This window comes from Saprospira grandis DSM 2844 (assembly GCF_000275825.1).
Classification (GTDB): domain Bacteria; phylum Bacteroidota; class Bacteroidia; order Chitinophagales; family Saprospiraceae; genus Saprospira; species Saprospira grandis_A.
In genome coordinates this window covers 230978-244109 of record NZ_JH719942.1, presented here as the reverse complement: position 1 = coordinate 244109, position 13132 = coordinate 230978, and the positions used below count along the sequence as shown (strand labels likewise).

The 13132-nt window shown below is 44.2% G+C and carries 12 protein-coding genes and 1 pseudogene; 5 read left to right on the top strand and 8 right to left on the bottom strand.

Annotated features, from left to right (window positions below; all coding sequences use genetic code 11):
- Both SAPGRDRAFT_RS01320 and SAPGRDRAFT_RS01315 read left to right on the top strand, forming a co-directional pair.
- On the top strand, positions 1-549 hold the full coding sequence (locus SAPGRDRAFT_RS01320; RefSeq protein WP_253271243.1) for an adenylate kinase: 549 nt from the start codon (positions 1-3) through the stop codon (positions 547-549).
- Between the two features lie 5 nt (positions 550-554).
- Positions 555-1994 carry a hypothetical protein gene (locus tag SAPGRDRAFT_RS01315; protein ID WP_002656545.1) on the top strand — a complete coding sequence of 480 codons (1440 nt, stop codon included), beginning with the start codon at positions 555-557 and terminating at the stop codon, positions 1992-1994.
- 222 nt (positions 1995-2216) lie between these two features.
- Here SAPGRDRAFT_RS01315 and SAPGRDRAFT_RS01310 read toward each other — a convergent pair whose 3' ends face one another.
- Both SAPGRDRAFT_RS01310 and SAPGRDRAFT_RS01305 read right to left on the bottom strand, forming a co-directional pair.
- A complete protein-coding gene (locus SAPGRDRAFT_RS01310) occupies positions 2217-3488 on the bottom strand; it encodes a CapA family protein (RefSeq protein ID WP_002656544.1) in 1272 nt (423 codons plus the stop codon).
- A gap of 205 nt (positions 3489-3693) precedes the next feature.
- Positions 3694-7407, bottom strand: coding sequence for a sensor histidine kinase (locus tag SAPGRDRAFT_RS01305; RefSeq protein ID WP_002656542.1), 3714 nt, complete (start codon positions 7405-7407; stop codon positions 3694-3696).
- Positions 7408-7772: 365 nt separating this feature from the next.
- Here SAPGRDRAFT_RS01305 and speD point away from each other — a divergent pair.
- Positions 7773-8702: pseudogene (speD, locus tag SAPGRDRAFT_RS01295) on the top strand (adenosylmethionine decarboxylase); the annotation flags it as partial.
- A gap of 81 nt (positions 8703-8783) precedes the next feature.
- On the opposite strand, the gene SAPGRDRAFT_RS01290 reads toward speD, so the two are convergent.
- Together SAPGRDRAFT_RS01290 and SAPGRDRAFT_RS01285 are read right to left on the bottom strand one after the other, a co-directional pair.
- A complete protein-coding gene (locus tag SAPGRDRAFT_RS01290; protein WP_301280503.1) occupies positions 8784-9524 on the bottom strand; it encodes an IS3 family transposase in 741 nt (246 codons plus the stop codon).
- An 87-nt stretch (positions 9525-9611) separates the two neighbouring features.
- Positions 9612-9899, bottom strand: coding sequence for a transposase (locus SAPGRDRAFT_RS01285; RefSeq protein ID WP_037349662.1), 288 nt, complete (start codon positions 9897-9899; stop codon positions 9612-9614).
- A 15-nt stretch (positions 9900-9914) separates the two neighbouring features.
- Here SAPGRDRAFT_RS01285 and SAPGRDRAFT_RS01280 point away from each other — a divergent pair, with 15 nt between their 5' ends.
- Positions 9915-10349: a hypothetical protein gene (locus SAPGRDRAFT_RS01280; RefSeq protein ID WP_051018583.1), complete on the top strand. Its 435-nt coding sequence runs from the start codon at positions 9915-9917 to the stop codon at positions 10347-10349.
- 126 nt (positions 10350-10475) lie between these two features.
- Here SAPGRDRAFT_RS01280 and SAPGRDRAFT_RS01275 read toward each other — a convergent pair whose 3' ends face one another.
- From SAPGRDRAFT_RS01275 to SAPGRDRAFT_RS01260, 4 genes are all read right to left on the bottom strand, one after another.
- The gene (locus SAPGRDRAFT_RS01275; RefSeq protein ID WP_002656538.1) at positions 10476-11033 is read right to left on the bottom strand and encodes an ankyrin repeat domain-containing protein; all 558 of its coding nucleotides are present in this window, start codon (positions 11031-11033) and stop codon (positions 10476-10478) included.
- Between the two features lie 15 nt (positions 11034-11048).
- A complete protein-coding gene (locus tag SAPGRDRAFT_RS01270) occupies positions 11049-11516 on the bottom strand; it encodes a DUF6896 domain-containing protein (protein WP_002656537.1) in 468 nt (155 codons plus the stop codon).
- Positions 11517-11780: 264 nt separating this feature from the next.
- Positions 11781-12266 (bottom strand): hypothetical protein, encoded by a 486-nt coding sequence (locus tag SAPGRDRAFT_RS01265; protein WP_002656535.1) that lies wholly within the window; start codon positions 12264-12266, stop codon positions 11781-11783.
- 40 nt (positions 12267-12306) lie between these two features.
- Entirely contained in the window at positions 12307-12819 is a 513-nt protein-coding gene (locus SAPGRDRAFT_RS01260; protein WP_172635355.1) for a hypothetical protein, read from the bottom strand.
- Between the two features lie 89 nt (positions 12820-12908).
- Here SAPGRDRAFT_RS01260 and SAPGRDRAFT_RS23235 point away from each other — a divergent pair.
- Positions 12909-13132: hypothetical protein (locus tag SAPGRDRAFT_RS23235; protein WP_216593843.1), on the top strand; the 224-nt coding region annotated here is incomplete at its 3' end.

Genomic DNA, 13132 nt, shown 5'->3' with positions numbered 1-13132 from the left:
ATGAAAACACTATTGCTCTTAGAGCCCCCTTATGCCATCTACAGCCTAGAAGTAGAAGAACTGGCCTTGCAAGAAGACTATTACTACCTTTCGCTTAGCGATTTGTTTATGCAAGAAGCGGGAAGTAAGTCGGCTTTGGGCCAAAGTTTGGGCGAACTAGACGCCAAGGCCCGTTATAAGCAGCTGATGCAAAGCAAATTGCGCAAACTCCCCCGCAACATTAAGGCGGGCTGGTTGCTAGACCCCGATTGCATTTCTTCTTTGGAGGAGGCCCAAGCCCTTAAGGAGTTGTTGGAAGAACTCAACCACCCTTTAGATGCCATTATCATTGGGCAGGCCACTGCCGAAAATCTCTTGGCGGAGGTCCCCGATTATGAGGACAAAGAAACCGCCGCCGAAGAAATCAAAGACTATTTTGTAACGCTTTTACCTGGCATCCTTCAAATTTTTCCCGAGGTTCCTCAGCTAGAGCTGAGTGAGCAAGACGACTGGAAGGCCCTACACAAGCAAATTCGCAAACTGCTCCGCGGAACGACCCAAGAAAACTAACTTTCATGTATTCCCCTTCTTCTATTAGGGCCAAAGGCTTTGTATATAGCTGTTTGGCCCTATGTTTTTTAGCCTTGGCGGCTTATAAAGCCTATTTTTTGGCCTTCACACATGATGAAAGCCTTAGCTATTTAGATTATGTGATGGGCCGCAATAGCTGGGAGGTCATAAACTTTGCTAGGGGCGCTTCGGCCAATAATCATCCGCTCAACAGTTTGTTGATGAAGGGCTGCTATACCCTTTTTGGAGCTGCAGAGTGGGCTTTGCGGCTGCCCAATCTCTTGGCGGCAGCTGCATTTGCCTATGCGCTTTGGCGAATTTTGCGGGCTTTGCCCCGCCTCTCGCTTCCGCTCTTTTTCTTGGGCGGCAGTTGGCTTTTGAGCCAGGCTTATTTCAATGATTTTTTCTCTTTGGCTAGAGGCTACGGCCTTTCTTATGGCTTTTTCTTGCTCGCTTTTGCCCAACTCTGTTTAATCAAGCCAGCAACCAAATCCTTAGCTTGGGCCCTGTTTTTTGCCTGCCTTTCGGTTTATGCCAACTTCTCTCAACTGATTCCGCTTTTGGCCCTTTTGGCCAGTTATACGCTCTATCATCTCTTGTTTAGCCAACTAGACAATAAAAAGCTTAAACAGCAATTGACGGTGATGAGCTTGGGGCTTTTGGGCTTAGCTGGCTTTATTGGCCGACCACTTAAAGGACTTATCGATCGGAAAGAACTTTACTTTGGGGGAGAAAAAGGGCTGTTGCAGGACACGATCGGCTCTTTGGCCAAACATCAATTGCAGGGCCTTGGGTTAGAACAATATAGTGTCTTGCTCTGCTATGCCTACCCCCTTTTGCTGCTTTTGGGCCTGCTCTTTTTACTCCTAAAACGCAAAGAAAATAGCCCCATTTATCGCCTTATCTTTATGAGTAGCCTCTTGCTCAGCCTCATGAGCATCGGCCATATTTTGGCCCACAAACTCTTTGGGGTGCGCTTCCTCATTGATCGTACGGCCCTCATTTATTTGCCCTTTATCCAACTGCTCAGCTTTGCGCTATTTGCGGCTTTGGTCCAAAAATGGCGGCTGCAAAGCTGGCTAGCGGGCGGTTTTTCTCTGCTGCAGCTCTACATCTTTGCGCAAAGCTGGCAGCCCCATGCCTTTCGAGAATGGGCCTATGATCAAGACAATAAAGCCATCCTTTCTTCGGTTTCCGAATTGGCCCAAAAGGAGCAAAAAACCTATAGTTTGGGGACCTATTGGCTCAATTTGCCCAGTTTCCGATACTACCAAGAAAGGGGCATTTATCCAGGCATCCAACTCATGAACTATCGCGCAGAATTTGATGCCCAAGCCCATTTCGATTTCTACTACATTTATGCGCCCTATGGCTATGAGGCCCTAAAACAGGACTATCGCCCCTATCAATCCTTTGCAGAAGGGCAACTTTTTAGGCATAAATAAAGCAAAAGGCCTAATCGCTACAGACTAGACCTTTCTTTTCTTTTGGGGCCCGCGGCCGCCCTTTTATTTGGGGCGGCCGCCGCTATGCTGCGCCGCTCGCAGGTCTGCTCGGCCCTGCGTTTTTTTTCGCTTTGCTCAAAAAAACTGGGTCTGGCCTTCGGCCACGGCTGCGCAGCGCTGGGCCATTCTGGCCTGCGGCCAGTGGGGGCTTCGCCCCCATACTTAGCGGATCCTTGGCCGAAAATTATGCTTTCTGGCGGGCAGGGGCGTAAGGACCGAATCAATGGGGGGAAAGCCCTGCCAGTAAGTAGCGGGCAAAAAGCGCTCTTGGCCAGCCCCTTGGGCCAAATTCTTTTGATTACGGAGATAAGTGGCTTTCATTCTGGCCCATTCGGCCTGGGGCAACTGGGCAAAATTGCTACTATCTGCCAAAAGGGCCGAGATAGGCAATAAAGTATAAACCCAATCGGCTACGGGCTTTTGTTTATAGTGGTGGATATGTCGCCAAATGGGGATATAGCTAGCGCCTTTGGGCTGCAGCTCTCCTGTAAAGCGGTTTTTCTGAAAATCCAGCTCTAGGATCAGCCCAATATCGGTATTGGGGCGAAACTGATTAGAGATAAAATTGCCGAGAGAGTAGGCGGTAAACTGCCCACTGCTGCTATCACGGGCCAAGGGCTGCAAAACATGGGGATGTCCCCCAATAATAAGGTCCACTCCTTCTTTTCTTAGCCAAGCTTCCCATTTTTGTTGTTCTCGGCTGGGCTGTAGTTGATACTCTAGGCCCCAATGGGCTAGGGCAACAATTAAGTCGGGCTTTTGGGCCTTAGCTTTGGCAATATCTGCTCTAAGTTCTAGGCTATCCATCAAATTGACGAGGCCAGGTTTGCGGGTTGGGATGCCATTGGTCCCATAGGTAAAAGAGAGCACGGCCAGGCGCAGCGCTACACTATCCTTTTGCAGCTCATAGACTAGCGGATAAATTGCTTTTCGTTCTGCGCTATCTCTAAAGCTGCCCGTATGGGCCAAATTTAGGCTATCCAAAACATCAAGGGTATGTTGTAGGCCATAATTAAAGTTATCATTTGTGTGATTATTGGCTGTAGACAGCAGATCGAAGCCTGCCGCCTTAATAAAATGGGCCAAGGTATCGGGCGAGCGGAACATGGGGTAGCCGCTAAAACTATTCTTATCATTTAGGGTCAGCTCCAAATTCAGGATGGCCAAATCCGCCGAATCGATGAGGGGGCGGAGATAGCGAAAAGCGGGTTCATAATCAAACTGCCCAGAGGCGGGATCATAAGCTGCGCGGATTTGGTCTCCATGCTGCATGAAATCGCCTACGGCAAGGAATCGAAAGTCGACAAAGGTATCTAGGGGGGTGGGAGCTGCTTGGCTACTGTCTTTAGTTACCGTTTGGTTTTCTACAATTTGGGTGGGTTCGCAGGCCCAAAAGAGGAGTAAGCAAAGAGAAAGGGGGAGAAAATACTTCATAGATAGATATTAAGAGAAAGGGAAAAGTTTTTGGATCTAGAGGCGCGCAGCGCCTGGCTGAGGGATGGAAAGCAGGGCCGCCGCGGGCGGCAGACCCAGGGCTTTTGCAGCGCAGCGAAAAAGCCTGCAGGGCCGAGCAGACCTGCGAGCTGCGACAGAGCCCGACCCGCCCGCAGGGCGGGGCAGCCCCAAATCATCCAGCTAGTTAATCTTGTTTAAAAAGGGGGAGGCGGATATAGAAATCTGTGCCTTGGCCCTCTTCTGTTTCGAAATAGATTTCGCCTTGCATAGCGCGAATCATTTTGCGGCACATAGACAAGCCGATGCCTGTGCCTGAAGATTTGGTCGTAAAATAGGGGACAAAAATGCGTTTGCGTTGTTCTTCTGGGATGCCGCAGCCATTATCTCGGACAAGGACCAGGGCATCTTCGCCGGCCTGTTCCAATTGGATTTGGACTCGTCCTTTTTGTTCTTCGGGAATAGCTTGGATAGCATTTTTGACCAAATTATTGAGGATGCGCAGCATTTGGCTGCGGTCGGCCCAAACGGCTAATTGGGGCAAGGGGGAGAGGAGTTCGATTTCGGTTTCGCTTTCATTTTCCTTAAACAGATGTTGGATAGACTGCAGCATTTCGTCTAGGGCGATCACCTCATTTTCTGGGGGCGGCATTTTTGCGAAGTTAGAAAACTCGGAAGCGATGCGGGCCAGATTATCAATTTGTTCTACTAGGGCTTTAGAGATTCGGGGCATCATTTTCTGGGCTTTTTCTGGGCTTTTCTGGGCGGCTCTTTCTAGTAGTTGTAATTGCAACTTCATGGGAGTCAGGGGGTTTTTAATTTCGTGGGCCACCTGTTTGGCCATATCTCGCCAGGCGGACTCCCTTTGGCTTTGGGCCAACTTTTCGGAGCTTTCTTCTAGGGCCAGCAGCATTTCATTGAAGCGGCGGACAAAGTCGCCAATTTCATCTCGGCCCTTCCATTCTAGTTGTTCGTTCTTCTCGCCCACCTTAATCAGGCGCAACTTCTCGCCAATAAGCGAGAGTGGGCGGGTGACCGAATTGGCAATTAGGAAAGCCACTCCGGCGGCTAAAATTAGGAAAATCACATAGACATTGAGCAGGGCTCCGAGGAACTCTGCCACATCCTGAGAGCGGATATTATTGCTCCCGGCCAAATCATAAGGCAGATTGAGAAAGGCGATAATATTATTTTCCTCATCTCGCAGCGGCACATAGCCCGAGAGATACTCTAAGTTGTTAATTGTTTCTCTTTGAGGGTAATTATCGAGTTGTTCGAAGCGCATTTTTCGGTAAGCCAGGGGGTCCATTTGTCGGCTAAGCAGGCGGCGTTCAAAGATGGCATCTTCAGAAGAGGACAAAAGCTGGCCATTGAGGCCATAGACATTCACATCAATTTTATGAATATTGGCCAGGTCCTTTGCATCGGGAATCAGTTGGCTAGAATCGGGGCGATTGACAATTTGCCAGCTAGCGGTTTTGGCTGTACTAGCAATTTTTCGTTCTAGTCGTTGTTTGTGGTAATCATTATATTCATTTTGGAAATAGAAAATCGTGACTACTCCAATAGCGATAAAAGAGAAGAGGCTCACCAGTACAATCCCCTGTTGGATGCGTTCTCTCAAAGAGGCCTTAAACTCGATCACAATAGGTTGCCATTGGAACAAATACTTGAGTGCGGCTAGGCTAATAAAGAGCAGAAAAAGCAGGAGAAAGCCAATACAAAAGATATAAGAAAATAGGCTAAAGGGTTGCAGCCAGGAAGTAGCTTGCAGGGCCACCAAGCCTAGGTAACTTCGTTCATCTTGGTAGAGCAGATAAGTTTTATCGCCTTTTTTCTTGCGCAAAAAGCGTTTGGGTTCGGGCAGTTCCTCATCAATGGCCAGATAGGCGGCAAAATCGCCATCTTTGCTCAGCACTCTTTGGTTGCCTTTATAGAGTGCATACTCAAAATTGCCGTAGGTTTGTTCTAGGCGGCTTTTGGGCAGCGAGAGCAGCTCGACATAGATGGAGTTTTGGCTATCCTCCTCTTTGGGGCGGAGTTCGAGGACAATTCGGCCCAAGAGTTTATTACCCTCTCGCAGTTCTAGGTCGGCATAATAGACAAAGCGGCCAGATTTCTCTGAGTAGAAATAGAGATTGGGGCTAGCCATTTTTTGCGAGCGTTCAAAAATATCTTTTAATTGGCCATAAGGGAGTTGATCTCCTTTTTTGGGCAAATTGAGGCTATTATAGAGATAGATATTATAATCGTAGCGGCCAAAAAAGGCATTATCCAGATAAAGGTAGGTCAGGCGATCGACCACTTGGCTATAGGGGATATAGAGCGAGCTAAAATAGACCTTAAAGAAATTATCGTTGAGTAATTTGGGCTCTAGTTCCAAAAAGGCTTCTTCTACCTTGGGGTCTTGTTCAAAGGTAAGGACCTTAAGAAAATCTTGGCGCAGGGCCAGATTTTTTTCATGATTGGCCTGTTCGATGAGCAGGGTTCCGACCCCACTAAAAAAGAGCAGCCAAACGGTCAGCCACATAAAGGTCAGTTGTTTTTCCTGCACAAACCAAAGCAGCAAAATGCCAAAGGCAATCACAAAGGTGGCCAGGGCCAAAATATAGAAAATGGGGAGGCCCATACTCAGGCCTAGGGCGGCGCCAAAAAGCAGGCAAATCAGCAAATAGCTGGCTTGCTGCAGGTAGCTCCAGTTTAGCAGCGCCAGCATGCGATACAACTTATTGACCAGGAGGAAATAAGAGAAGAAAAGGACCACAAGGGCCAGCATAGCTAAAAAAGAAGGGGCATCGACCCTGGTCGAGTTTTCAAACTCCAAATAGACATTGGCATTGAGCACAATATCTCGAAGGGTAAGCTCTAAGGAGAGGAAACCGCCCACCAAAACGGAAAAGACAAAGAGGACCAGGCCATTTTTTTGCCTACTGTTCCATTTTGCAACGGCTTGCTCCTGCCAATTGGCCAAAATAAAAACCAGCAGGGCCACAATCCAGCCCAAATCGAGTAGTAGGTCACCTAGGGCATAATACCAAAGCGAGTCATGATCTGATAATTTAAAGCTAAAGAGCGGCAAATCATGCGTGAGTCGAGGCAGCTCGGTATACACCCCTAGCAGGCGTAGGCTGAGGCTGCCAGACAGAAAGAAAAGGGTTCCCAATAACTGTCCTTTTTGTTGAGTCAGTTGGGCCGCTAGGCGAAAAAGCAGGGCAATCCAGCAAAAAGCCCCCAATAAATAGAGTACCAAAGCCCCATAGGCCGAGTCTCGGTAGGGAAAATTGGGTTGTTCCTCTAGGCGCAAATACTCTAGGCCCAAATCATCTAGGACCTGCTGCGCCGAGCTATCGGTACTTGGGCGAACAAACTCCCCAAACTCCTCTGACATCAGCGGAAAATTATTGTCTAAGTAGCCATTTTGCACAGGAAAGCGCAGGTAAACGGGCAAGAGGCCCAATAGGGTATAGCGATACTCCTGCTGGTTCAAAATTACCTTAAAAGGGCGCTTAATCATTAGGTATTTAGAGCCAGCCATATCCATAATACGGCGCTCTGGCTTACTTTTATAGCGCACATCGGTCTGGTAGGGCTCTACCTTATTGTTGTTCCAATAAATCAGCGAATCGCTTTCATTATAAATTAAAAGCGTATAGGGCAGGGCATTAGAAATTGCCAAACTATCCTCGGACCACTCATTGTCTACAGAGCGCATCAGAAACTCTCGGCGTTCAATCCGCTGCTCTAGATCCTGCTCCCAAAAGGCCAATTGACTGGCTAACTCTTGGGCTGCTTCTGGCAAATCTGGTGATCGATAGGCCCAATTTTCTACAGTATTTGCCGAGAGGATAAACAGCAAGCCCAAAAGAAAAATAAAGCTGGGCCAAAATATGGTTCGTTTCATGATGATGCTAAACTAAATGATAATGATGGGCCTCCTGCCTAGGGCAGGCGGTTACTCCCTTTGGTCGTCGAACTGCGCCCTAAAGGGCTTGTTGTGGCCGTTTTGGCCTGCGGCCAATAGGGGCCAGTTTACCTGCGCTCAAAAGTACAAAGCAAGCCAGAGGCTGCAGCTAAAAGAACTAAAATATTTTCGATATTCTAAAGTTTTTCCTCAACTTATGGTTGGCGGCAAAAAAATCAATAGCAACCTTCAAAAAAAAAGCAAAAAAAGTTTGCAACTTGAGACTTTGTTCTATTTTTGCCGCCCCAAACAAAATTCATTTTTTTCATGCAGCTCTTGCTGCGCACAACTTTCACATTTAGCTGATGAGCAAGACTTTAGGAAGACACATTTTGGTTGAGTTTTTTGGATGTTCTCCAGATATTCTCAATGATGTTATCACTATTGAAAAATCTATGGTAAATGCCGCTCTTGAGGCCCAAGCAACGGTCATCAATGCGACTTTTCACCACTTTTCTCCTTATGGCGTTTCTGGCGTTGTAGTGATTCAAGAAAGCCACTTGGCCATTCACAGTTGGCCAGAGTACGGTTATGCTGCGGTAGACCTTTTCACCTGCGGCGATGAGGTCAATCCTTGGATTTCCTATGACTACCTCAAAACAGCTTTTGAGGCAGATTATGGTTCGGCCATGGAGATCAATCGCGGCCAAGCTGACTTACTCAAGCGAGTAAACATTGACCACCTGCTCAAAGAAAGACAGGGCACCGAGTCGCAACTAGAACATAAGGTTAAATTTAGCCGCAATGTTTGGTTTACCGATAAGGATGAAAACCTAGCGCTTTCTCTTCGTCATACCGGCAATTTGCTCTACCGCAAAAAGTCTGAGTTCCAAACTGTTCAGGTTCTAGAATCTCATGCCTTTGGCAAGATGTTGACGATTGACAACCTCATTATGACTACAGAAAAGGATGAGTTCATCTATCATGAGATGATTACGCATCCCGCCATGTTGAGCCATGCCGCGCCCAAAAATATTTTGGTGATTGGTGGTGGCGATGGGGGAACTGTTCGCGAGTTGTTCCGTCATGATGCTGTAGAAAAGGTGACCATGGTAGAAATTGATGGCAATGTGGTAGAGGCTTGTAAGGAGCATTTGCCTCAGATTGCTGCGGCTTTTGACCATCCTAATTTGGACCTCAAAATTGCCGATGGCATTGCTTATCTGGCCGAGGCGGCTGCAGAAAGCTTTGATATTATCATTGTAGATGGCAGTGACCCCGCTGGTCCAGCAGAGGTACGCCTACCCCAATGCTTAAACAGAAAGTCCCTTAATTTAAGGTGGAGTTTCTTCAGGGAGGGGAACTAGCTTCCCTCTCTAGAGAAGATGCTGAAGAAAAATATCTTGAGGAGTTTTATATCCTAAAGAACTATGAAGCCTGTGATTGTTATAATAATTAAAATACTCTTTAAGTCCGTTGTGTAAATCTAAACCATTTTCATAAGCTCTCAAATAAATATGCTCATATTTTACGGACCACCATAATCTTTCTACAAACACATTATCTAAGGCTCGGCCTTTTCCATCCATACTGATCTTAATTCCTCTGTTGAGCAACTCAGACGTAAATTCTAGAGAAGTAAATTGGGCGCCTTGATCGGAATTAAATATTTCAGGCTGCCCCCATTTCCAAGCTTCGTCCAGAGCTTCTAGACAAAAACGCTTATCCATGCTGTTCGAAATCCGCCAGCTCAAAACATATCGACTATACCAATCCATGACAACGGTTAAGTACATAAAACCCGCTTGCATAGGAATATAAGTAATGTCAGTTGCCCAAACTTCATTTGAACGGCTCACTTTTAGGCCTCGAAGTAAATAAGGGTATTTCTTATGACTTTTGGCTGATAATGAGGTGTTTGGCTTGGGTAAAACAGATCGAATATTCATCTTTTTCATCAAGCGAGCAACTCGTTTTCTGTTGCAAATCAAGCCTGAGGCCCTTAAATACTCGGTCATCCTAGGGTAGCCCCACTCTGGATGTGACAGGTGAAACTCATCAATTTTACGCATCAACTTTAAGTTTCTGCACTTTCGCCCACTGCTTGATAATAGTATTTTGATCGGGAAACAGACATTAACTCACATTGCCGAGCTATGCTAAGTCCTTCTAATACTGCTATTTGGCTCAGTCTTAACGCTTCATCACATTCCCCTATATTTTTTTTTAAGCCAGTCCAGCTCAAACTGCAACTTGCCTATTTGCTCATATAAACGGGCTTCTTTTTCTTCATCAGCATCCACTTTGGGGCCTCGCTTTTTTTCATAAAGCAAAAAACTATTGGCTAAAAGCTCTTTCTTCCAGGCCGATATTTGATTTGCATGTAGCTCGTATTTTGTCGCTAATTCTGCCAAGGTCAATTGATCTTTTAGCGCTTCTAAGGCTACTTTTGCCTTAAATTTAGAACTGAAATTACGACGTTTCTTTCTCATCTCTTTTGTAATTTAGTGCTTCATTATACGACTTTTTTCTTTCATTTTTCCACCTTAAACTACTGTCCTAATTTTGGGGGTAAGGGCAAGGGACTTTTCTCTGAGGCCTTTTACAAAAATGCCCAAAAAGCCCTTAAAAAGGATGGTATTTTGGTATTGCAGAGCGAAAGCCCTCATTTTCACCAAAAAGCCTTTGTTGAGCTCAATCACTGCCTAAAGGACATTTTTGGTGCTGAGGCGGTAGAGGTATACTTGGCGCAAATCCCCACTTATCCTACAGGAACTTGGAGCTTTACCATGGCCAGCAAAGATGGGCAGGCCAAATTGCCTCAGCTCGATCAGGCGGCGGCCAATGCTTTTTCTGAAAAGCATGACTTGAATTACTATGATGGCGCTGTACATCAGGCCGCTTTTGCTTTGCCTCCCTTTGTCCGTAAGATGTTGAAATAAGGGTTAGGCCTTAATAAATTAGGAGCGCAGTCTTTCCATTGGGAAGGCTGCGCTTTTTTTGGTCCAAATGGGCGGCCAAGCCACTGCGGAGGCCCCAACTATAAATAAAACCATCTACTAGCGGGGTCATTTTTCTAAATCATCAGCTAGCGCTCTTAAATAGTCTACCACCTCTTGAGGAACATTAGAACTATTTTCTTCTAAATGCTTTAAAATTTTTGGTGACACCCTAAACCAAATCGACGGCTTCCAAAGCTTGTTTAAGTCTAATCCAAATTTCACTAAAATATCCAACAATTCAATGTTGCGATGAGAAGCTGCGATTACAATAGGGTCTGTGCATTTTATACTCACTTTAGACAAACCTTCTTCCAGAAGGACTTGAACAATTTTCAATCGCAGCCCACAATTATCATTCTCTTTCACCGCATAGAAACATGCTTTTTGCAGAAGAGTACACTCCTTTTGATTTTTACTCTGGACATTATTTAGAATTTTTAGTGAAATCTTTGACTTAAAAAAATACAATGCTTCTAAATCCCCTTTGGCAACAAGTATATTTATTATTTTAATTAAAAAACTTGGCCTCCCATCAACCCAAAAAACATCCTTCTGTAAATCAATAAATGCATTTTGAGACCTCTTTAATTTATCAATATATTTACTATTTTTCGTTTTAAACATCTAACTTAATTTTCATCAGTTCATTTTATTTAGCAGTATACTGATGCTTATCGCATTTTCATGCAGCCAATTTTTGGCAAAAAAATAGCTTCTAAGGCCATTTTCAGCATGGCATGCTAACACCCCATTCTGTACAAAAAGATCTAAACAAGCAAGCATTTTGGCCAATGGAATATCCTCCGCAATTGATTCTTGAGCCCTATAAAACTCTTTAAAGCTCCAGAGGGATATATACAAATCGCCATCTCCTGCTCCTACTACATTATAGTCTAAATCAAAGTTAGGAAACTTCAGACTACAGCCTGCACCATGATAGTTGTAATATACAGCTTGGTCCGAGATGAAAATTACTCCTTTTAACGGAAATAATTTTTTAAAAAAATACGGCTGACCTTTTATAGTATACTTGTTTATCATTGCAAATTCAAAGCATCGAACACTTTGAGCATAGATCAATAAATATTTCTTTAGTTTTATATACATAGATTGCTCCGCCTCCCCTAAACTAAAATCTGCTATTCTTATATTCTAATTTTTGCCCCAAAAGGGGCTTTTTCAGATTGAGCAATTTGAAGGATACCTTTAGATTCTGGACTCCTAGCAATGAGTGCCATTCGGGCTTCCTCGCTTATTAAAGGGCTAGCTATATCTTTTCCCACAAATTTAATAACCATCTATACACTTCGCCTGACTTATAGAGCATGTTTTGTTTAGAAGGTTCTTTATTTTAGAGCGGGGCAAAAAGCCTTACCAATAAGTGAATGGAGAATCATGAGATATTACATAAACAGACTCCTTATCCTTGTAATAATTTATGCCATAGTACTTATCTTCTCCTTCAATCAAAAGTCGAAAAGGCTTGTTATTTATGTGGAAAAAAAATTGACTCCACCTAAATTTTTCTGCAGAAATGATAATAGGCAACTCCTTGCCTCTAATATAAAAGTATTTTTCTCCATCCTTGTAAAAGCAGCTTAGTTGAAGAGATGTAAGGTTGCTATTCCATGTTTCGACACTATCTAGTTCAAAGATTTTTACTTTTTCGCCTAGGGTATCCAAAAAACTCAACGCAACTGTTTCGTTAAGAAATCCAGCCTGAAAATCAACTTTAAAGATACAGCTATCTGATAAATTTTTGCTTAATTTATCTTCGTTAACTATACTCAATTCTTTAGTAGAAGAGCAAGCAAAAATCAATATGATAAGGGGCAATCCTATACAAAGTTTCATCATCTCTATTTCCTTTTATTTGTTTGAGGCACAGAAGTTTCCTTTAATTTATTTGATAATAAAAAGTATCTGGAAAGTGTATGTACTGCTCGTCACTTTCAGACTCAATATAAGCGCTTACCCACTCTGAAAAATAATATTCAACACGAATAACATCATTCTCAACTAAGGTATATTTTGCAAAAGCACTTCCGACTTCAGGGGCTTTTACGCCTCCAAAACTATTTTTTAATTTTGCATCATATCGACAATCCATTTCCCCCTCCCAATACATAATCGCCTCATTATCATGATAAACAACAGGGAACATATATAGACAGTGAACTGAAAGTAAGTAACATACTTTTTTGTCAGTAAACCATATTTGTACTCCTTTACTATCTTTTGGGTCCCATCGAAAACTTTTAATAAATGGATTTTCAAACTCTAAATTCTCAGATAGTGAGTCTACATCGTTTTCAACCTTCAATAAATCATTCCCCCTATCTAAAACACTTTTATTAGTACAACTAATAAAAGTCAGAAGCAATGTATATAATAATATACAATTATTCATTTTTATCATCTTTGCAGCCTTGTTGTATAAATCGTAATTTACTGACTATTAGCAACTTCTAGCTTGATAGCATTAAACTCATTTAAAATTTGAATACGCATCAGCACTTCTTGCTTCTCCATCTTAAAGCTGAGCGAAGAGAGCCGTTCAGAGAAAAAGTGCTTGAGCCAAATCATTGCGGTTTCGCTTACATTTCGACGATGATAGCCAGTTTTTTATCTTTTTTGGGGCCTGCCGCCTGCGGCGGCCGGGCCCTTGCAGGGCTCGCAGGTCTGCTCGGCCCTGCGCCAGCAAGCTGGCTAGGTCTGCCGCT

What these genes read in the sequence shown, in the direction of transcription:
- SAPGRDRAFT_RS01320 (WP_253271243.1), top strand. Translation starts at nt 1, where the DNA reads ATGAAAACACTATTGCTCTTAGAGCCCCCTTATGCCATCTACAGCCTA.
- SAPGRDRAFT_RS01265 (WP_002656535.1), bottom strand. Translation starts at nt 12,266, where the DNA reads ATGATGAAACTTTGTATAGGATTGCCCCTTATCATATTGATTTTTGCT.
- SAPGRDRAFT_RS01270 (WP_002656537.1), bottom strand. Translation starts at nt 11,516, where the DNA reads ATGTATATAAAACTAAAGAAATATTTATTGATCTATGCTCAAAGTGTT.
- SAPGRDRAFT_RS01275 (WP_002656538.1), bottom strand. Translation starts at nt 11,033, where the DNA reads ATGTTTAAAACGAAAAATAGTAAATATATTGATAAATTAAAGAGGTCT.
- SAPGRDRAFT_RS01310 (WP_002656544.1), bottom strand. Translation starts at nt 3,488, where the DNA reads ATGAAGTATTTTCTCCCCCTTTCTCTTTGCTTACTCCTCTTTTGGGCC.
- SAPGRDRAFT_RS01260 (WP_172635355.1), bottom strand. Translation starts at nt 12,819, where the DNA reads ATGAATAATTGTATATTATTATATACATTGCTTCTGACTTTTATTAGT.
- SAPGRDRAFT_RS01285 (WP_037349662.1), bottom strand. Translation starts at nt 9,899, where the DNA reads ATGAGAAAGAAACGTCGTAATTTCAGTTCTAAATTTAAGGCAAAAGTA.
- SAPGRDRAFT_RS01315 (WP_002656545.1), top strand. Translation starts at nt 555, where the DNA reads ATGTATTCCCCTTCTTCTATTAGGGCCAAAGGCTTTGTATATAGCTGT.
- SAPGRDRAFT_RS01305 (WP_002656542.1), bottom strand. Translation starts at nt 7,407, where the DNA reads ATGAAACGAACCATATTTTGGCCCAGCTTTATTTTTCTTTTGGGCTTG.